This window comes from Bacillus sp. EB V-12, assembly GCF_056158125.1.
Genome location: NZ_JBUXJL010000003.1, coordinates 85,833 through 105,527, shown reverse-complemented (window position 1 = coordinate 105,527; position 19,695 = coordinate 85,833). Strand labels below are relative to the sequence as shown.

At 38.5% G+C, this 19,695-nt stretch carries 18 protein-coding genes; all 18 read left to right on the top strand.

Features of this window, described 5'->3' with window-relative positions; genetic code table 11:
- Window positions 1-2: 2 nt before the first annotated feature.
- The 18 genes from terL (at window position 3) to ACZDYH_RS11915 (ending at window position 19,680) form a co-directional block, all read left to right on the top strand.
- A complete protein-coding gene (terL, locus tag ACZDYH_RS12000) occupies window positions 3-1,718 on the top strand; it encodes a phage terminase large subunit (RefSeq protein WP_474886329.1) in 1,716 nt (571 codons plus the stop codon).
- A 16-nt stretch (window positions 1,719-1,734) separates the two neighbouring features.
- Window positions 1,735-3,252, top strand: a complete 1,518-nt coding sequence (locus tag ACZDYH_RS11995; RefSeq protein WP_474886328.1) for a phage portal protein — start codon at window positions 1,735-1,737, stop codon at window positions 3,250-3,252.
- Window positions 3,253-3,325: 73 nt separating this feature from the next.
- On the top strand, window positions 3,326-4,096 hold the full coding sequence (locus ACZDYH_RS11990; RefSeq protein WP_474886327.1) for a phage scaffolding protein: 771 nt from the start codon (window positions 3,326-3,328) through the stop codon (window positions 4,094-4,096).
- A 60-nt stretch (window positions 4,097-4,156) separates the two neighbouring features.
- Window positions 4,157-5,281, top strand: a complete 1,125-nt coding sequence (locus tag ACZDYH_RS11985) for an SU10 major capsid protein (RefSeq protein WP_474886326.1) — start codon at window positions 4,157-4,159, stop codon at window positions 5,279-5,281.
- A 49-nt stretch (window positions 5,282-5,330) separates the two neighbouring features.
- Complete coding sequence (locus ACZDYH_RS11980) at window positions 5,331-5,555, top strand: head fiber protein (RefSeq protein ID WP_474886325.1); 225 nt, start codon at window positions 5,331-5,333, stop codon at window positions 5,553-5,555.
- A gap of 29 nt (window positions 5,556-5,584) precedes the next feature.
- Window positions 5,585-5,926: a hypothetical protein gene (locus ACZDYH_RS11975; RefSeq protein ID WP_000868477.1), complete on the top strand. Its 342-nt coding sequence runs from the start codon at window positions 5,585-5,587 to the stop codon at window positions 5,924-5,926.
- A gap of 4 nt (window positions 5,927-5,930) precedes the next feature.
- A complete protein-coding gene (locus ACZDYH_RS11970; protein WP_474886324.1) occupies window positions 5,931-6,737 on the top strand; it encodes a hypothetical protein in 807 nt (268 codons plus the stop codon).
- Window positions 6,738-6,740: 3 nt separating this feature from the next.
- A complete protein-coding gene (locus tag ACZDYH_RS11965; protein WP_474886323.1) occupies window positions 6,741-7,115 on the top strand; it encodes a hypothetical protein in 375 nt (124 codons plus the stop codon).
- Entirely contained in the window at window positions 7,115-7,474 is a 360-nt protein-coding gene (locus ACZDYH_RS11960) for a hypothetical protein (RefSeq protein WP_025118136.1), read from the top strand. Before ACZDYH_RS11965 ends, ACZDYH_RS11960 begins: the two co-directional genes overlap by 1 nt.
- A gap of 2 nt (window positions 7,475-7,476) precedes the next feature.
- A complete protein-coding gene (locus tag ACZDYH_RS11955; protein ID WP_098869046.1) occupies window positions 7,477-7,884 on the top strand; it encodes a hypothetical protein in 408 nt (135 codons plus the stop codon).
- A 13-nt stretch (window positions 7,885-7,897) separates the two neighbouring features.
- Window positions 7,898-8,401: a phage major tail protein, TP901-1 family gene (locus ACZDYH_RS11950; RefSeq protein ID WP_000852563.1), complete on the top strand. Its 504-nt coding sequence runs from the start codon at window positions 7,898-7,900 to the stop codon at window positions 8,399-8,401.
- Window positions 8,402-8,451: 50 nt separating this feature from the next.
- Complete coding sequence (locus ACZDYH_RS11945) at window positions 8,452-8,664, top strand: hypothetical protein (RefSeq protein ID WP_474886322.1); 213 nt, start codon at window positions 8,452-8,454, stop codon at window positions 8,662-8,664.
- Window positions 8,661-8,879, top strand: coding sequence for a hypothetical protein (locus ACZDYH_RS11940; RefSeq protein WP_000762728.1), 219 nt, complete (start codon window positions 8,661-8,663; stop codon window positions 8,877-8,879). Before ACZDYH_RS11945 ends, ACZDYH_RS11940 begins: the two co-directional genes overlap by 4 nt.
- Before the next feature lie 70 nt (window positions 8,880-8,949).
- Window positions 8,950-9,327: a tail assembly chaperone gene (locus ACZDYH_RS11935; protein WP_474886321.1), complete on the top strand. Its 378-nt coding sequence runs from the start codon at window positions 8,950-8,952 to the stop codon at window positions 9,325-9,327.
- An 89-nt stretch (window positions 9,328-9,416) separates the two neighbouring features.
- Entirely contained in the window at window positions 9,417-9,671 is a 255-nt protein-coding gene (locus ACZDYH_RS11930) for a hypothetical protein (RefSeq protein WP_000931846.1), read from the top strand.
- A 36-nt stretch (window positions 9,672-9,707) separates the two neighbouring features.
- On the top strand, window positions 9,708-13,604 hold the full coding sequence (locus ACZDYH_RS11925; RefSeq protein WP_474886547.1) for a phage tail tape measure protein: 3,897 nt from the start codon (window positions 9,708-9,710) through the stop codon (window positions 13,602-13,604).
- 14 nt (window positions 13,605-13,618) lie between these two features.
- Window positions 13,619-15,115 (top strand): distal tail protein Dit, encoded by a 1,497-nt coding sequence (locus ACZDYH_RS11920; RefSeq protein WP_474886320.1) that lies wholly within the window; start codon window positions 13,619-13,621, stop codon window positions 15,113-15,115.
- Window positions 15,112-19,680, top strand: a complete 4,569-nt coding sequence (locus ACZDYH_RS11915; protein ID WP_474886319.1) for a phage tail spike protein — start codon at window positions 15,112-15,114, stop codon at window positions 19,678-19,680. Before ACZDYH_RS11920 ends, ACZDYH_RS11915 begins: the two co-directional genes overlap by 4 nt.
- The last annotated feature ends 15 nt before the right edge of the window (window positions 19,681-19,695 follow it).

Here is a 19,695-nt window from a genome sequence, read left to right as displayed (position 1 = left end):
ACATGGCATATATAGACGGTAAATGGTTAGCCCGTCAAGAACGTCAGGAACGTATCAATCTTGTAGCAGAAAGAGCGAAGAAATTACAAGAGTTGTACGAAACTGGTGAGGCTACAGAATATTACATGGATACACTACTTGCTGACATCGATGAGCTAGAAAAGTTAAAAAGGGTGCATCGTGGAGAACATGACATGTTGTACTTCATGTATGAGTATTTTTCGGAAGAAGGGAATCCAGGGAATCCAGATAACTTAATCCCTGCCGGAGTAACGATGGATGATGCTGCAGAGTTTCACCAAACGTTATGTGAGCTATTAGATGACATCACAACAGGTAGGGAGAAAAAGAAAAAAGTAGCATGGAGTGTAGGACGTGGTCATGCAAAAACCGCTTATTTGAGTAACGGTTATTTGTGTCATCAAGTCGTGTATCGATTAAAGCAGTATATTGTTTTGATTTCTGAAACATCCGATGTAGCAGGTGACTTTATATCGTGGGCACGTGATCAGTTAAAGTATAACGAAAAATTACGTCAAGATTTCGGTATCTTACTTCACGAACAAAAGAGTCGAAATGAAGTTGATAATGATAAAGAGTTTGTGACTTTAACAAACACGAAAGTCGAAGCAAAAGGTATAGGGACACAGGTACGTGGGTTACGCCACGGTTCCAAAAGGGTTCAGCTCTATATTTTGGATGATTTGGAGAGTAAAGAAAATACCGCGACAGTTGATTTAATCGCGAAAAATAAGCGTTGGTTCAAGGAAGAATTGCTTCCAGGTTTGAGTCGTCAAGAGGGTGCTTGTATTTATATGGGTACCATCGTTTGTTACGACAGCTTATTGCATCACGTGATTAAAAATCGTCGTGATTTCGTATCCAGGTCATTCCCGGCAATTTTGAAATGGTCAGAGCGCGAAGACTTATGGCAAGAATGGCGTGAGATTCGTCAGGTAGATGAAGAGGGCGCTTCTGATAAAGCTCGTGAATTTTACGAACAAAACAAAGAAGAAATGCTTCGGGGAACAAAAACGTTATGGCCATCACATTTCCCTTACATTGATTTGATGGAAATCAGGGAAGATGACGGAACAAAAGCATTTAACCAGGAGTATTTATGTAACCCGACTGACGAGGAAAGACAGATATTTAAACCTAAATATTTCACGTACTGTACTGAACAAGATTTGAAAGATAAAAACCTTTTATATTACGGTGCTGTCGATTTCGCAATGGGGAAAGAAAAAGGTGACTACAGCGTAGTAGTTACACTTGCGAAAAACGTGGAAACAGGTACATGCTACGTTATCGATATTTTTATGGAGCGTGTTCATCCAAATATATTGCTAGAAAAGGCTGTAGAATACACGCTGGAATATCAATATGAATCGATTGCAGTAGAGGCGCAACAAGCGCAGGAGTGGTTTGCTGAGAAGGTTGCCGAAGCATTACAGAAAAAAGGATATCCTTCATCGACTCGTTTAAAACAAATTAAGCAGCGTACACGAAAAGCACTACGTATTGAGTCGTTATTACCAGATATACAGAGCGGTAAATTACGTTTTATGAAACATTTACGTGCTTTATTGGAGCAATTTGAAATGTATCCGATGCACCCACACGATGACGGTCCGGATGCGGTTCAAATGGCTTTTTCTATCGCATATAAACGTGCAAGACGTAAAGCAGGCACTACAGGGAATTCAAGATATTGAGAAAGGAGGGGCTTGAATGAGAGTACAAGTTGATCATAATTTTATGAATCCAGTGGAAATTGTAATGCCAGTTCGTACCGCACTCGGCGATTCTGAGTGGACACGCATTATGTCCGAGGTTCGCTTGTATGAGCGTTATGAAGGAGACTTAAACGTATGGTCTGATTATAAAAAACCAGACAATCTCGACTACGAACCTACGAAAATACAACTTGATTATCCTCAAAAAATCGTAAACATGATTGCAGCGTGGCAATTTGAAAAAGAACCGAAAGTCACAGTTCCTCCTGATGTGATAGACGATCCAGCTCTTATGATTCACTCAGGATATGAACCTAGTGAGGAGCAACAAGCAGAAAACAGTAGAGCGAAAGCAAAGGAACGGTTATTAACATGGGTTTGGGATGACAATCGAATGCATGAGAAGTTATTAGCAGCAGCAAAAGACAGGGCTATTTCAAAAACTGGTGTGTATGCTCGGATTCATTACGATAAACGTCGCGGTGAATTTAAGATTATTTGGCATCCATCAACAGAAGTTATTGCAAAGTATAGCGACTGGGATATAGACCAACTGGAAGAAATTCATTTTATTGCATGGCTTGATGAAGAACAAACGAAAATGTGGAAATTATCGTATTACTTAGTTTGGCATGAAGAAGCTGGTGAGTACGACTGTGAAATTGAAGAGGCTGTATACAACGGTGACTTAGAAAAACAAGAGGATAGGGTTGAGCGCTCATCAATGGGCATCGATTTTATTCCCGTTGTACCAGTGCCGACTGAAAAGCTCAGTAAGCGAACTACAGGTTATAGTGAGCTTGAAAAAACGATTAAGCTTTCTGACGAAATCGACAAAAAGATGTCTGATTACTCGGATGCGCTACGTTTTGAAATGTTTGCTATTACCTTGTTGACGAACGTAGACGAGGATCCAAAGAATCCACTTCAAGTTGCACCAGGTGCGAAATGGGATTTAGGTGATGGTGCGGAAGATGCAGGTGAACCAAGCGCTAAAAAGCTAGAAAGTGGATTTCGATTTAAAGAAACCATTGAAGCGTATCTGGACCGATTGCAAAAACGCCTACATGAAAAAGCAGAAGTACCAATGGTGAATACGGCTGATATGAATACAGGTGGTATAAATGACATGGCCGTACAGCTTTTATTTAGTAATATCATTTCAAAAACACAACGCTCATGGGTGATATGGCAGTCCCGTCTACAAACCTTAAATGAGTATATTTTACGTTATATGAAAGCTAGGAAGGATGACTCCAAATTCAAATACGATAAAGAAATGTTAGCAAAAGTAGATAACTATTATGCTAGTAAGATTATTTTCGGTTTACCGTTACCGCAAGATCAAAAAGCACTTATCGAACAGTTAGGCGATGAAATTTCAAACGAAATCGAATCAATTAAAGGTGCGATTACGAGAAGTGGTAAAGAAAATGCGGAACAAAAGTTCATGGAGATTATGCAAGAGAGGATGTTGAAAAGACAGTCTCAGGATCCGTATAACGAAAAGTAATACTTGCCTTACGAAATGGCGCTATAAACTTTCGGAAATTATAGCCGACAGGCTCAAAATGGAGGATTTGCTAATGGAATACGCAAAACAAGCTACAGCATTAAAGTATTTTGTAGAAAAAGTACAAAAAACACCTAAGTTCCCACTTCGGTTAGACCTTCAGTTTTTCTCTGATGGTGGCGGTTCTGGAGATGATCCAGACAAAAAACCTGGAGATACTGACGACCCGTCAAAAACTTTTACGCAAGAAGAACTAGACGAAATTGTTAAGAAGCGCTTAGAACGTGAACGTAGTAAATCCGCTGAGAAATACGGTGACTACGATAATGTAAAAGCGAAATTAGCAGAATTTGAAAAAGCTGAAGAAGAGCGTAAAAAGCAAGAAATGACAGAAATTGAACGTTTGCAGGCTGAAAAAGAAGAAGCTGACAAAAAGGCACTAGAAGCTTCCGAAGCAGCGCAAAAAGCACAAGAAAAAGCAAATACACGTATTCTAAATACGGAAATTAAGAGTATTGCACGTGCTTTAGATGCAAATGATCCAGGTGACGTATTGGCGCTTTTAGATAAGTCGACTATTCAACTTGATGAGAATGGTAATTATCAAGGAGTTGAAGAGGCTGTTAATGCGCTAAAGGAAAGTAAACCTTGGATGTTCAAGAAAGTTGTGGGGGCAGATGCAGCTGGTGGCGCGAATCCTGGAACAAATCCGAGAGTGAATGAAATTCTTGCTTTAGAAAAAGAGCTGAAAGAAGCAAAAACAAAAGCGTTAAAAGATTCAAAATTTGCGGGCGAAGTAACACGTATTTATAACAAGTTGTTAGAAGCAAAATCGAAGAAATAACGGATCGTTGATTAAAAGTCAGCGGTTTTTTAATTTTAAAAATTTGAGGGGGCTACAAATATGCCAGTACCAACTACGTACGAATTTCAACAACAAGTAAGACAAATGCAAGCGAATGTGGATTTAATTCTCACGAAAGCACCAGTTCTTTTCGGGTTAATTGGTGTAGGAGACGCTTTAACACAAACTAAATTTGAATGGCAGAACGACTATTTAAACTCTGATACAGGTATTGTAAAAACTGCTGCAACTGTTGGGGATACGGACCTAGTTTTAGAAAAAGGTGAGGCTCGTAAATTCACTGAAAATGCTCTGGTACAAAACGGCTTAGAAGTGCTACGTGTAGTAAGTGTCGATGAAAACGCGGATAAAATCACTGTGCAACGTGGTTATGATAGTACGAAAGCGGAAGCAATTACAGCTGGTGGTGAATTAAAAGTCATTGCAAGACCGAGACCAGAAGGTGAAGATGCTTTCCGTAAGAATGAGATCAATGACCGTTTGGTGTCATATAACTTCTCACAAATCTTTTCAAGATACGCATCTGTTTCACGTACACAACAACAAGTGAACACATACGGCGTATCAAACGAATTAGATTATCAAGTAAACTTGCGTTTACAAGAGATGATTCGTGAAGCTAACACTTCTCTAATCTATGGTCGTAGAAATGTTGGCTCTCCAGCACAACCACGTACTACAGGTGGTTTATTTGCATTTGCGGGTATTGAAGGTTCACATAAGCAAGACTTTAAAGGGAACGAAATTGCGGCAAAACCTTTAAATGACGCTGTAGAACAAGTATTTACTCGAGGCGGTTCAGCAAATACGATTCTATGTGGACCGAATATCGCACGACAAATCACAAAACTTGGTGGCGATACAATTCGTACTACGCGTCAAGATACTGCGGCAGGTTACCAAATCTTATCGTTTGTATCGGATTTACCAGGTGGAGCGATTTCTAGTGTTGTAGTTGATTTAAATATGCCTAAAGATCGTGCGTTACTTCTTGATACAGAAAAAGTAAAGGCACGTTACTTAACTCCAATTTATGATCAAGATGCTACACCAAATGGTGCTGACTACTTCTCTCGTGTCATTCGTGGGGAATTTGGATTTGAAGTTAAGAATGCGAAAGAGTCTATCGCTGTTCTTGAAAATATCTCTAAAACAATGGCTTAAAAGGTAGCGTGTATGCTACCTTTTTTGTATTTTGAAAGGAGTTTTATACATGTCTATTTCTGAAAATCAAGCACAACGTTTAAACAGATCGATGCCGATTGCGAAAGAAACATCACTTGGCAATATTATTAAAGGTCTTGAAGAAAAAGTAGCTCTAATACCCAAAAAGGTTGATAAACAACCAGATAGTACAGCGACTGACGTAGCGGGTGTAGTAAAAGACTTAAACGCCCTTATTGCAAAGTTAAAAGCTGCAGGAGTTATGACGTCTTAACAAAATTACAGTGACGGAGGTGACACCGAATGAAGGTGTCGGAAAGACTGGAGAGTCGGTTAGCAAAAGTTCCAAAAGTAACTCCGGAGGACATCGGAAATTGGTTGTCTGAAGCCGAAACTGAGTCAGAGTTAACTGAAAAAGTAAATGCAAATGCTGTTTTTTATCTTGCGTTGTCTTTTGCTTATGAATCAATTGCAGCAGACGCAGCGCGCTATTTTTCTTATACAGATGGTGAAGAATCGGTTGATAAATCGATGATCTTTGCAAACTATAAGAAGCTATCAGCGGACGCGCTTAAAAAGTACAGGAAGTATCGACGGGGAAAAGGTACTCACCAAACATTTGCTAAACGGGCAGATGGGAGATGATTACATGAGCGATTCTCAACAAGAGATGGATGAAGTACTTGATGCCATTTCCGAAGAATTTAAAGAGGAGCACGAAAAACAAGTTTCTGATACTGTAAAGGCCATTATCCTAATACGTTTGTTTTTAGTTGATTTATTGAATGACTATCAAAAAGATGGAATCGTGAAACGAAGTAGGTTAAATGCGTTATTACGGGACCTTACTTTATACGAAAAAGAATTTCGTAAACAAGCAGAGCGGTCATTCCATACATTGATTGAAAACACGTCGAAATGGACCACATTGAAATTATCAGAAGCAGGTTTGGACGTGAAATCTATAACTGCAGTAAATAAGCAAATTATTCAAGGGATTATAAAAAGACCTGGTGAAGATGGCTTAGTTCTGTCTGATCGTGTATGGAATTTATCTGGAGATATGAGAGATCGATTAAGTAGTGTCATTCGTCCATCGGTATTAAGGGGCGAGAGCATTGCAATGATTTCTCAAAAGATAAAGGAAGTACACGACAATGAGAAATGGAAGGTTGAGCGTGTAGCAGTTTCTGAGAGTACTAACACGTACCGAGCAGCTACTATACAGAATGGATTAGAAAGTGAAATTGTGACAGGTTATCAAATTCTTGATAATGGTCATCGTCACAGATATCATTCAAAGCACATGTGTTACAAGCTAGCGAGACGCGATGCGTACGGTTTAGGGGCTGGAAAGTATCCGAAAAATATTCCGGAAAGCCTTATGAATCAATTAATAAGCCCACATCCACAATGTTCGTCACGGCTGAACTACTTAATAAGCGAGGAGGTGTAGCAATTGCTTACTGAAGATGATATTAAAGAGATTCGCGAAAATCGTGAAATGATTGAGCAGGGACGTAGAGAACCGGTGATTTTATACATTAAAGGGGTTTTTGAAAAGGATCAAATTACAGGAGAAGAAATCCAAGGTGCCCCCCGAAAAGAAACTGTTCAATTAGTTTGGAAGAAATTTACGTCAGTGGAGAAGACGAAGTTCGCTGATCTCGATGTTAAAAAAGGAGAGGCGCTTGTTACATTTCCTCTTAATGTGGACTTAGAGAACATTGAAAAAATTGAACGTAAAGGTGTTTTTTACGTTATCGAACTTATCGATGAACGAGGGCTTGGTGGCGTAAACCGTCGTGAGGTCATTGTAAAGAGGGTGATTTGATGAGAATCAGAGTTGTTGTTAAAGGAAAATCAAATGTGTTAAAAGCACATAATCCCAATAGATACAAAACACCAATTGAGCAAACGGTAGAAAAACATACACGCTTACAAGCTAATCAAGCCTCTAATCGAGCACCGATATTACACGGTCCTTTATCTGAAAGTATTCCTGCAAGTGTAAAGATGGTAGTCGGTGCGAGAATTATTGGTACGTATGGATCTCCTCTCATTTACGCGGCGGTACAAGAATTTACGCACAAAACCAAAAAAGGTTTTATGCGTAAAACAGCATTTGAAGGTGAGCAACCATTTGTTGAGGATATAAACAAAACTGTTCAACGTGTAGCAAAGGGGCATTAATTATGTTGAATGATGTAATGTATTCATTAAAAAAGTTGCTGGATGTTTTTGCGCCTACTACATGGATATACGATGGTGTTTCTGTATCAGGAAAAGACAAACCCTTCATTACCATTGAGGATTTGTCAGGAACAATTAGCAGGTTTTCAAAGGAGAATTTCTCGCGTAATCACCTGATTCAAGTTGGTGTGTATACAGATAAAGTTTTTGATAGGAACGATTTGCAAGATAGAATAATTAACCGATTCGAAAAGGGTTCAATTGACTTGTACGATACAAGTAAAAAGAATCCAGAACGAATCGGTTTTTTTAATGCAAAAGTAAAGGATTTTGAACCACTGTCTCAAAAAGACGTTGAGATTTTAACAGCGAAACATTTGAGTTTTATTACTATAACAATCAGAAATTAGAGGGGGACTAAAAATGGCAGAAGTGAAAAAAAGTAATGCACCTGAGTTTAAAGGTGCCGAAACACTTTACTTGATTGACATTCCGCAGCCTGATGGGAAAACTACAAAAACAGTCCGATTTTTTAACCAAACGTCAGGTTCACGGTCAATTGAGGCTGGAGAAATCGAGTTGAAAACGAAAGATAAGAGTGGATCTGATTACGGTGACGTAACACAATCCGCTAGTATTGAAGGGATTTGTACTGAAGGTGACGAGGGACTTGATTATGTAGAAGAAGCAATTCTTAATAAAGTTTTAGTAAGAATTCATGAAGTTAACCTACGTAGTGCAACCGCTTCTGAGTTTAAAGTTAAATCAGGAACATACATGTTAAATAGTTTGGAACTTTCTCATGAAAATGAGGAGTACTCAAAGTATTCTATCGGCTTAAAATTAAATGGGAAAATTTCTAAAGGGACGCTTAATAAAGTACCTAATGGCGCGCCAACTGGTGACGTAGCTACTCCTGAAGCGTAATAGTAAGTCTATTTACTATTAATTAAGAATGTTTATGGGGGTGGAGATCTTTGGATATATCTAAAGTTGAAAAAATTGCAATCGCATCTTCAATTCTTTCAACATTCGGAGAGGATGCATTGGCTCCTCACGTTGATTTAAATCGTTTATCAGAATTATGTGAGGAATCGACTCGAAATTCAACAGCGAGACAATGTGGTGAAGCGACAGTTAGTGTTTTAAATAAGATTATTGATAGCTTGTCAGAGGAGGGTGGACAATGAAGCTAGATCAACAAGAGCAAGCGGTTATTATAGGCAATACAATTATGATGCTTGGTGGGCATGAAGAGGTAACTAATTATGTCGATCCTAAGAAGTTGGCCAAAGTAAGTGATATTCACAATGAGCTATACGATAATACAACCCCGCGTGAGCGAAGAGAAGCAATGATTAGTTTGCTTAATAAAACAATGGATGAATTTGTGGAAAATAAATAATTGAGATCTGAATAAGCGTTCATATAGACGCTTTTTTATTTTGAACAAAAAATAATTGGAGGTAATTATTATGGCTGAAAAATCATATACACGTTTCGTAATTAATGGTAAAGAACAAGAACTGAAATTCTGTTTACAAGCACTGAGGTTATTAGATGAAAACGGTGGGCCGATGCAATTCGTTTCTCAAACCATGCAGGGCGGAATTACTAATTTCACGGATGTGGTTTATTACGCACTGATTCATACAAATGAGGGAATCACGTATGAGGCAGTAAAGAAAGAGATTGAAAATATGTTTAATGCAGAAAAACTAGACCTTGATGAAATTCTAAAGTACAACAAAGCAGTTGTGTTAAATAGTTTTTTCTTCCAGAAGACAGTGAAGAAACTTCTAGGGACAATGACAGCGGAACAACAGAAATCGTTCGAGAACCTGTACGCATAAATATTGATGAATTGCAAGGTGAGTGTTTTCGTTTTTTTAATATGACCACCTTGCAATCTTGGCGTATTAGTCTCAAGGAATATCACCTTATGTTGAACGGATATAAGGAACAACTACTTGATAAGTACGAGTTTGCAAGTGTACAAGCTTTGTTTAATCGAAATGCTCAAAGTGACAAAATCAAGTCATTAGCGGATATATACACACGTCCAGAAAGTGTTCGTGATATTGAAAAACAAGCAAATGAACGGAAAGAAGTAGTTGAAAAAATTCAAAGGAACGAATCGTTCTTTGATCAAATAGAATCGATGATTAGAAGTCAAATAAAAGAAGAGGAAGGGTAGGTGAGGTGAATGAGCCAGAACAAGGTAGAAACTCAGGTGATTGCGGATATATCTAATTTAATAAGTAACCTTGGACAAGCTACACAAGCATGGAATACATTTTTTCAACAGATTAGTAGACCACCTCCTATCCCACCGGCTCCACAACCGCCGTCACCTCCACCATTACCGCCAGCGCCACCAGCACCACCGCCTCCTGATTATTCAGGGTGGCGTGCTAGATTTCAAGAAGTAGGTAATCAAGCAATTGAAATGGGCCGACGTGTACAGCAAACAGGGCAAACAATGCAAAATGCATTTGGTCCTGCAGCTGCAGCGTCGGCTTTTGCTTTAGGGAGTATGATTCAAAAGTCACGAGAATTTGAATCACAAACTCGTAAAGCGTCGGTTTTAACTGCAGGTGACTACGGTCAAGTAAAGAAAGCGATTCTTGATATGGCAAAGGATTCTGTGTATTCAACAGGGCAGGTAGCAGCGGCTTTTGCTGAAATGGGTGCGAAAGGTTTTGACTCGGCTCAGGCAACGTCCGCATTACCTGGTGTGTTGAGTGCAGCGGCTGCGTCAGGCGAAGACCTGGGGATGGTTGCTGATACGATTACGTCAGCTTTAAACTCATTTGGTATGGAGGCAAGTCAAAGTACACATGTTGCTGATGTTCTAGCAACAGCCGCAAACGCAACAGCTGCAGGTGTTGGGGATATGCAATACGCTTTTAAATATGCGGCGGGTCCAGCAGCTCAATTAGGCATATCGATGGAAGAATTAGCGGCTTCTGTTGGTATTATGTCAAATAGCGGTATTAAAGGGGAGACCGCTGGTACAGCATTACGTGCATCTTTACTACGTTTAGTTAAACCGCCAAAAGCAGCGGCAAATGAGTTGAAACGGCTTGGCGTATCTATTACGGATCAACAAGGTAATATGAAACCATTGTCTCAAATTATTGGCGAGTTGAAATCAGGAATGGAAGGTATGACAAGTGCACAAAAAGGTGCGGCGTTAGCAACAATATTTGGTACAGAAGCTGTATCAGGTATGATGGCACTTGTGGCAGCGGGACCTGAAAAGATTGATGCTTTAACACAATCCTTAGTGAACTCGGATGGTGCTTCTAAAAAAGCTGCGGACTCCATGCTTGAAGGATGGGCCGGGGCACTGACGAAAATGGAATCTTCTCTTGATGCTGCAGCACGTGCATTTACTGATGCATTAGCTCCTGCATTAATGGCTGTAGCTGGAGTAGTTGAAACCTTGGCAAACGCGTTTATGAAATTACCAGCTCCTGTGCAGACGGTGATTGCTTCCGTAGTAGCATTTACTACGGCTTTTTTAGTTATAGCAACGGTAGCGGGTATTGTTATTAACGCAATCGGCGGTGCAATTATTACCCTAGGTCAACTTATGCTATGGATGTCGGGAACATCAAAAGCAGCGGTAATGCTTCGGGCTGCTTTATCAGCATTAAGAGCTGGATTTGCTTTATTGTTAGGACCGGTTGGTGCGGTTATTGCAATTCTAAGCTTGGTAGGTGTAGCACTAGTTCAACTTTATAAACATAATGAAACTTTCCGAAATGCTGTGAATAGTGCGTGGGAATCAATAAAAAGTGGTACAGTAGCGGCAGTTGAAGCTATGAAATCTGCTATTGATTCTTTAGGTTCTTATCTTGGGACAATACCGGAAAAATTTTCAGCAATGGGTACAGCAATTAGCGCAGCGTTAGAGGCAGGGTTAATTAAAGCGGGTCAAGTGTTTTCTGGTTTTGCGACAGCTGTAGAGATTTCGCTAGCTGTAATAAAATCGAAATTTAGTGAATTTGGTCAGGGGATAAGTGGTGCGTTTGGTTCAGCAGTATCAGGACTTAGTTCAGCATTTGCTGGAATTGGATCAGCTCTTTCTCCAGTAATTAACTTTATAAAAATGTCTTTCTCTTCAATAGGAAATACGATAGCTACTTTAACACCATTAATTGTACGTTTAGGTTTATCATTTTTAGGTGTTTCAGGCCCCGTAGGATGGATAATAGCTATTGTAGCTTCTTTAGGTGCTACGATATTTAAATTGATAAATACAAATGATCAAGTGAAGTCTGCTTTTATGTCGGCTTGGCAGTCTATACAATCGATTTTTAGTTCTGTGATGTCTGCGATTTTGCCGGTTGTTCAGTCAATAGCTCAGGGGATTACACAAGCATTTGCACCACTAGCTCCTGAATTTGCGAAAACGGGACAAGTTATAGCAGAAAGCTTCGCCACACTTGGACCTGCTCTTTCTGAGCTAGGTGCGGCTTTTGGTGAGTTAGGTTCTACAATAGCTAATTTGTTTAGTGAAGTAGTACAAGCTGTAGTACCGATAGCACTCGATTTATTCCGTTTGTTCGGAGAAACAATACAAGCCGTAGTACCTTTAGCATCTGATTTATTCAAACTTTTCGGTCAAGTGGTACAAGAAGTAATGCCTATGATTACTGAATTAATTCAGATGTTTGCTGATACGACAATAGAAATTATGCCATTGATAACAGAGGCTATACAACAAGTAGCTCAAATTTTTACTGAGCTAGCATCTACAGTTTTACCGATATTCGCTCAAGCTTTTCAAACAGCATTTCCTATTATTTTACAAGTAATCCAGACGGTGTTTAGTATAGCAGGGATGCTGATTCAAGGATTTGGAGAGGTCCTATCTATCATAGCGACATCAGTAATTCCGATTATTCTCCAGGCGGTACAAGCGGTCTTCCCAGTAATAGCTGAGATTATAGCTGCTGCGATTTCCGTTGCGATTCCTATTATTCAATTATTAGGCCAGGTAATCTCTATCATAGCGACTACAGTTATCCCTTTAATTTTACAAATCGTCCAGGCGGTTTTCCCGGTAATAGTTTCTATAATTCAAGCGGCAATTCCTGTAGCCACTGCGATACTTGAAGGCCTAGCAACAATAATAAAAGGCGTAGTGATCCCGGCGATTCAATTTATTTTGTCGATTGTCCAGGCGGTTTTCCCCGCTATTATGGGCGTAATAACCTCTGCTATTGGGATAATCACCAACATAATAAAGCTTTTCACTTCAGTTTTAAAAGGAGATTGGAGTGGGGCGTGGAACGCGGTGAAAGGCATTACGTCGAGTGTGATGTCATTAATCGGAAATATCATCCAAGGGGCAATAAATTTAATTTCCGCGGTCGTGACTGGTGGGCTAAATTTAGTGAAATCTATTTTTTCTAGTGTTCTATCAGCGATAGGTTCTCTAGTAAGCTCAATTTTCTCGGGGATAGGCTCGGTTATTTCATCTGTTATGAATGCAGCAGGTAGCATCATTTCCTCAATTTGGAATGCTGCTAAGTCAGCGACATCTAACATCCTAAATTCTATCTATAACACAGTGACTCAAATTTTTGGCAATGTAAAGTCATTCCTAAGCGGAATCGATTTAGGAAGCATAGGGAAAAATATGATGCAGGGGCTTTTAAACGGTATAAGTTCTATGGCTGGGGCTATTTGGGACAAAATTACGGACATCGGAAATGGAATTAAAGATAAAATTTCAGGACTTTTATCGATTCACTCACCGAGTCGTTGGTTCAGGGATTTCATTGGTGTCAATATGATGAAAGGGTGGATTAATGGTATTGATGCAATGAAAGGCGCTGTACAAAGAACAACCGAACAAATGACTGAATGGATGAAACCGGAAGCTTTACAAGTAGAGACTGTATACGGAATGCCAAGAGGACTTGGTGCGTACCAGACAGCTAAGCCACAAGCAAGCTCAGGAAATGCGGATTCCGGAACTGCTTCAAATTCTACAGCTAGTGAAAGACAACCCGCGTATATTAATATACAGCTTGGTAGACAAGAGTTTAATAGGTTCGTTGATGATATTACTGGAGAGCAAGAAGCTGTGAAAAAACGGAAAGATGTATTTTAAAGGAGGGCGGTAGATTGTTAGTTTTTAATGGGATTAATTTAGAAGAATATTTCGAGCAAAAATACGAAAAAGGATTTTTTATGGTTAACGATATAAGAGGTCGCGGAATTTTAAGTGACGAAATTAATGAGTTAACGGTACCTCACCGCCCAGGTTCATATTTTTTAAGTAAAAGGACTCCCAAGAGAGTATTAGAAGTAGATTTCTCTCTTAAGGGAGTCTCTCTTTTTGAACTAAGGAAACGGATAGATGAATTGAATGGTTTATTAGATACAGAAGAACCTGTAAAAATTACCTTCACAGACGAACCGGATATTGTGTATTACGGGATTAAGGAATCTGTAGAGGAAACTTTAGAAAAATCTAATATTCATCAAGCAACTATTACACTAATATGTCCAATGCCGTATAAGTTAGGAAAAGAGCAAACCGTTGAATTTAAAAAAGACGTTAGTGGGTTAGTTGCTAATATCCAAAATAAAGGAACAGTTCATTCTAACCCTATCATTGAAATCGATATTACAAAGCCAAACACTTTTTTAGATGTATGGTTCGGCGGAGGATCTTTAAGTGATCGAGATTACTTTCGTATTGGGATGCCGTTAAAAACTGTGGAAAAGCCTGTAGAAAGGAATCAACGTATAGTATGGGATGAAATGGCCACTACCGTCGGATGGAGTAAAGTCAGCTCAATGGAAGATGGGGAACCGGTTGGTGAAATGAAATCAGATAAATATCAATTTTATTGTTCTGATTTTGGGACTGGAACGGGAAAAGGATGGCACGGTGCAGCTGTTAAAAAAAGTATCCCTGGTGGTCCAGTACAAGATTTTATTATGCAAGCCTATGTTACATGTAAGAGTAAAAAGATTAACGAAATGGGACGGGTTGAGATAGCGATACTCGATGAAAACAGCAAAGTTCTTTCGAAAATTGCTATGAATGATCTTTATTGGCAAGCTGAGCAAAATTTTGGAACGATGGTAATTGGATATGATAATAAGCCGGGGAAAACAGGTTTGATCTATGAGAGTGGTGATTACCCGAATACATGGAATCAGTATTTTGGTCGATTGTGGATAGCTAGAACAGGAAATGTATGGGAAGCATATATTTCAAAATTTCTGCCTGGGACGGAAAAGGATGATTCAGAGCGCTTTGCTAGATGGACGGATAAAGACAATAAACATATGGAAAAAGCAGCTCAAATACAGATTAGTATCATGCAGTGGCAGGATGTACCGCCAGTAGAAGCGATGTCAGTTAGTGATTTAAAGTTTTGGAAAGTGAATTTAAATACGAATAACACACCGCCTTATATAGTTGATGTCGGTGATAAAGTCGTGATTGATACAGAAAGTAGTCATGTCAGTATTGAGGGGAAAAACGCAATTAACATAAAAGAGTTTTTCAGTAATTTTCCTGTTATTAATAAAGGCGCTAATATACTCGAAATTATACCATCTGATATTGGAACAGCAAAAGTTAAATATAGGGAGAGATTTCGATGAGAACACCAAGCGGATTACTTCATGTTGTTGATTTCAAAACAGATCAAATTATATCCGCTATTCAACCAAAGGACTACTGGGAAGATAAACGTCATTGGGAAATCAAGAATAACATTGATATGCTAGAGTTCAAAACTTTTGACGGCACTCCACATGCAATTACATTACAACAGCAGAACTTGGTTTTAAAGGAAGTACGAGATGGACGAATTGTTCCGTATGTTATTAACAATGAAGTAGAAAAAGATTCAAATGATAGATCATTAACTGTACACTCTTCCGGTGCCTGGGTTCAAATAGCCAAAGATGGGATTATTAAACCTCAACGTATAGAGAGCGAAACAGTTAATACGTTTATTGATATCGCTCTTGCCGATTCAAAATGGCAACGTGGAATAACGGATTATTCTTCATTCCACACGATGACTATTGATGAATTCATCGATCCCCTCACTTTTTTAAAGAAAATTGCGGCTTTGTTTGAGTTGGAAATACAATATCGTGTTGAAGTATCTGGTTCTCAAATTACTGGATGGTACGTCGATATGATAAATAAACGAGGGAGAGAAACAGGGAAGGAAGTAACCCTGGGAAAAGACTTAGTAGGCGTTAGACGGATTGAACATTCCAGGGATATTTGCACAGCACTTGTCGGATTTGTACGGGGTGAAGGTGAAGAACTTATCACGATTGAGAGCATCAATAACGGACTTGTTTATATTACAGATAGTGATGCCTTTCAACGCTGGAATGTACATGGTAAACATAAATTTGGTTTCTACACGCCAGAAACAGAAGATCAAAATATGACACCGCAACGATTACTGACTTTGATGAAGACGGAATTAAAAAAACGTGTCAATTCGTCAGTTTCGTATGAAGTAGAAGCGCAATCGATTGGACGTATTTTCGGACTAGCACATGAACTAATCAATGAAGGCGATACAATCCGAATCAAAGATACAGGCTTCACACCTAAGTTATACCTTGAAGCAAGGGCAATCGCTGGTGATGAATCATATACGGATCCTTCGCAAGATAAATATGTATTCGGAGACTATCGAGAGATTATAGATTCGAACGAGGAGTTACGAAAATTATATAATAAAATGCGTGCTTGGTTAGAGGGGAAGGCTAACAAGGAACTGTTAGAACAACTAGAAAAGTTGGCCGAAGAAGCAAAGAAAGAATCGGGAAAAGCTGTAAAGGAATCGCAAGAGGCTAAAGATATATCAGAGCAACTAAAAAAAAATATTGAAAATAATATGGTTAATATTATAGAAGGTAAAGAACCACCAACTACTGATCTTAAGCCAAACAAAACGCTATGGCGTGATATTAGTAATGGAAAGCCTGGTATTTTAAAAATATGGACAGGTACAGCTTGGGAATCGGTTGTTCCGGATACAGGACCATTACAAAAAGATATAAAGAATGCACAAACAGAAATTGATACTTTAAAAGAGACAATTGAAGATATACCTGATAAGACTTGGTTAAATCAGCAACTTGAAGGGAAGGCCAACAAAGAGGGTGTTTATACAAAAGATTGGGTAAACGAAAACCTTATTGGAAAGCAAGTGTACGAAACAAACCGTAAAGGTGATATAAAAGTATTAAATGAAACAAAAACGACTGCTGAACGCACAGCTGAAGAAATTAAAAATAAAGCAGAGAAAACGGAGATAACAACTCTAAACGATAATCTTAAACTAGTAAGTCAAACAGCTAATACTGCTAAACAGACAGCCGAATCTAACACTAACACCATTACAGAATTAAAAACTACTGTAAATAATATTTCTGTAGGTTCAATCAATTTAGCTAGCGGTTCAGAAACAGGGTTAAATAAACAGAACATGACTGGAACCTGGTCAGACAGTAAACAAATGACTTTATCGGATAAGGTCAACTATAGAAATAAAATTTTTACTATCTCATTTTTGTTTACTGGTAAAATAACAAAAATCAATACAAATGCTTGGTTTGGCGTAGAAACAGCGATAACGTATGCAGATGGAGAGCAAGAATGGCAAGCTGTACGTGCTGACTCGCAATTAAAGATTAATGTGAATTATAAAGACGAACCACTATCAGTTACATTTAGAACAAAAGATAAAGATGTAACTCAAGTTAAATTCTATTACTCTGGGCGCAATATTGATGGGAATTTAAACTCACACCATGCAAAATTTGAAGAAGGTAACATACGAACTACATGGCAACTTTCTAACGATGAAGTTACCTCTAAAGCAGATTTTACCCAAACAACTAATGAAATTCAACAAACAGTAAATACGAACTCAAAAACAATCTCGAAAGTACAACAAGATCAAGGTACAATGCAAACAACTCTAAATGAAGTGAAGCAGACCACAAATTCGAATTCTCTTAATATTAAAACGCTAACAGAAACACAAACAAATCAAGGAAAGCTCATTCAAGAAAACAAGAATGAAATTACGCAAACAAAAGACTCATTAAGTTCAAAAATTTCGGAAAAGCAAATGAAAGCTTACGTAGGGGCACTTGGTAGTATAAATCAATTTTTCAATACAGAGTTTAAGAAAAAAACAGTTGATGCTAATGGCAATATAACAAATGAGGTTGCTAGTACCGATAAATGGACAGTAGCAGGAGTTGTATCAGGTGCTACAGTAACACCAGTAACAGACAGACGTCATGACGGTTATAACTCGGTCAGAATTGCAAATGCGGGGGTTACAGCAAATAGCTGGACTGGTATTGCTCAAAGTATTGGAGCCTCACAAAATAGCGGTGACTACGTATTGTCTGCATGGGTCTATGTAGTAGATAAAAACTTATTAGACCAAGGAGCGTGCGTTAAGCTTCAATTCTTTAATGGTTCAACCGCATTAGGTTATGAGCAAACTGAAATAAAAGAGTTATTAGTTAATGGCTCCTGGATACTAGTTAGTGTAACCATTAAAGCTCCTGACGTTCCTGTAACTCGTTTGCAAGGAGATATATGGGTACGCCGTAATGGTACAATGTGGGTATCTCAACCGCAGCTACAGCAAGGAAAAGAACCATCTGTATACATGCCAAATCCAAAAGACATTACCAACTATAAAGAATTGGTTGACTTAGTGGCAGATAAGGTTGCGAAAAGTGATTTTGATACAGTAACTACCAACATGCAGACAGAAATTAAGCAGAATACCGAGGAAATAGGTTTTCGTGCTAAAGCGACTGAAGTGTATTCAAAGACGGATGCGGACAAAAAATTTGCTTATGTTTTAGAAATGGAAGCGGCTTTTAGTTTAACAAATCAAAATATTAATTCTAGGGTTAAAAAAGGCGATGTTATATCCCAGATTAATCAATCAGCTGAGGAAATTCTAATTCAGGGGTCCAGAATTAATCTTATAGGATATGTAACAGCTGAGCATATCAAAGGGAAAGTTTTAGAAGGAGTAACACTTAAAACAAGTGGAAACAGATTTGTTGAAATAAATAGGCAAGACATGAAGATTTTTGATTTAGATAGACCACGTGGTTATATAGGATTTATGGAAACAACTGATGGAAGTATCCAACCTTCATTCGTACTTGGCTCTGATAATAGAAAATTCGCTGGCGCAGGATCGTTCTATATTTATCAAACGACTCCACGAATTAATGGCGTTGAAGAACCATCTAAAGCTTGGGCTACACTTGGAATATCTAAAGGAAACAATGCGGAAGGGAACAGTAGATGGTCATCATTTATCCAAATGCAAAATGATGGTGGACATCTGTATGCATATGCAGACGGAAGATTATATTTTGATAATTTGAATGACATTGTTTTTAACTCAGTGGGATGGGCGCCAGGATACGGAAAGTTTATAGTGACAACCACAGAACCGCATTTTTTTACAAATAATAGAGGTGAGTTCTATTTCAAAAGAAAAAATGCGCTTGGGGTTAGATCTATCTACTTTGTAGCTGGTGAAAATGATGATGATTTAAATTTAGCAGATATAAAGATAAGAGCAAGTTATGTGGCTGGTTATGATAACGGACTACAAATAAAGAATGGTATTGGTGGTCAATGGCGAGATATAGAATTAAGAACGCTACGAGCGAATGAAAATGTAAATGCTAACGGTCAAATGTGGGCAAAAGCATTTAACCCTACGTCAGCTAGAAATATGAAAGAAAATATAAAAGATATCCCTTTCTCAGCTCTTGATAAAATCATGAATTTAGCTATTAAACAGTACAACTTCAAGGACGATATGTATGATCTGTATCAAATGCGTGTGAACAAATCAGAGGAACAAACAGAACCATATACAACAAAAGAAATTGAAACTTATTTCGGCATGATTGCAGATGATACGGACGATGTATTTACCGATAAAGAGAAACGAGCCATTAATTTATATAATACTGTTTCCCTTTTTATCGCAGCTTTCCAACAGTTTTACGATGAGTATAAGTTATTGAAAGAAGAAAGCGCACAATCAAAAAGAAGGAATGAAACGCTCGAAACAGATATAGCTGAGCTGAAAGGTATAGTTCAAAAGTTAATAAATGAAAAGCGGGAGCAGCGATAACCTGGTCTTTTTTTA

Bases quoted from the DNA above. Each gene is read 5' to 3' on its own strand.
- terL (WP_474886329.1), top strand. From the start codon at position 3: ATGGCATATATAGACGGTAAATGGTTAGCCCGTCAAGAACGTCAGGAA.
- ACZDYH_RS11995 (WP_474886328.1), top strand. From the start codon at position 1,735: ATGAGAGTACAAGTTGATCATAATTTTATGAATCCAGTGGAAATTGTA.
- ACZDYH_RS11990 (WP_474886327.1), top strand. From the start codon at position 3,326: ATGGAATACGCAAAACAAGCTACAGCATTAAAGTATTTTGTAGAAAAA.
- ACZDYH_RS11985 (WP_474886326.1), top strand. From the start codon at position 4,157: ATGCCAGTACCAACTACGTACGAATTTCAACAACAAGTAAGACAAATG.
- ACZDYH_RS11980 (WP_474886325.1), top strand. From the start codon at position 5,331: ATGTCTATTTCTGAAAATCAAGCACAACGTTTAAACAGATCGATGCCG.
- ACZDYH_RS11975 (WP_000868477.1), top strand. From the start codon at position 5,585: ATGAAGGTGTCGGAAAGACTGGAGAGTCGGTTAGCAAAAGTTCCAAAA.
- ACZDYH_RS11970 (WP_474886324.1), top strand. From the start codon at position 5,931: ATGAGCGATTCTCAACAAGAGATGGATGAAGTACTTGATGCCATTTCC.
- ACZDYH_RS11960 (WP_025118136.1), top strand. From the start codon at position 7,115: ATGAGAATCAGAGTTGTTGTTAAAGGAAAATCAAATGTGTTAAAAGCA.
- ACZDYH_RS11955 (WP_098869046.1), top strand. From the start codon at position 7,477: ATGTTGAATGATGTAATGTATTCATTAAAAAAGTTGCTGGATGTTTTT.
- ACZDYH_RS11950 (WP_000852563.1), top strand. From the start codon at position 7,898: ATGGCAGAAGTGAAAAAAAGTAATGCACCTGAGTTTAAAGGTGCCGAA.
- ACZDYH_RS11940 (WP_000762728.1), top strand. From the start codon at position 8,661: ATGAAGCTAGATCAACAAGAGCAAGCGGTTATTATAGGCAATACAATT.
- ACZDYH_RS11935 (WP_474886321.1), top strand. From the start codon at position 8,950: ATGGCTGAAAAATCATATACACGTTTCGTAATTAATGGTAAAGAACAA.
- ACZDYH_RS11930 (WP_000931846.1), top strand. From the start codon at position 9,417: ATGTTGAACGGATATAAGGAACAACTACTTGATAAGTACGAGTTTGCA.
- ACZDYH_RS11915 (WP_474886319.1), top strand. From the start codon at position 15,112: ATGAGAACACCAAGCGGATTACTTCATGTTGTTGATTTCAAAACAGAT.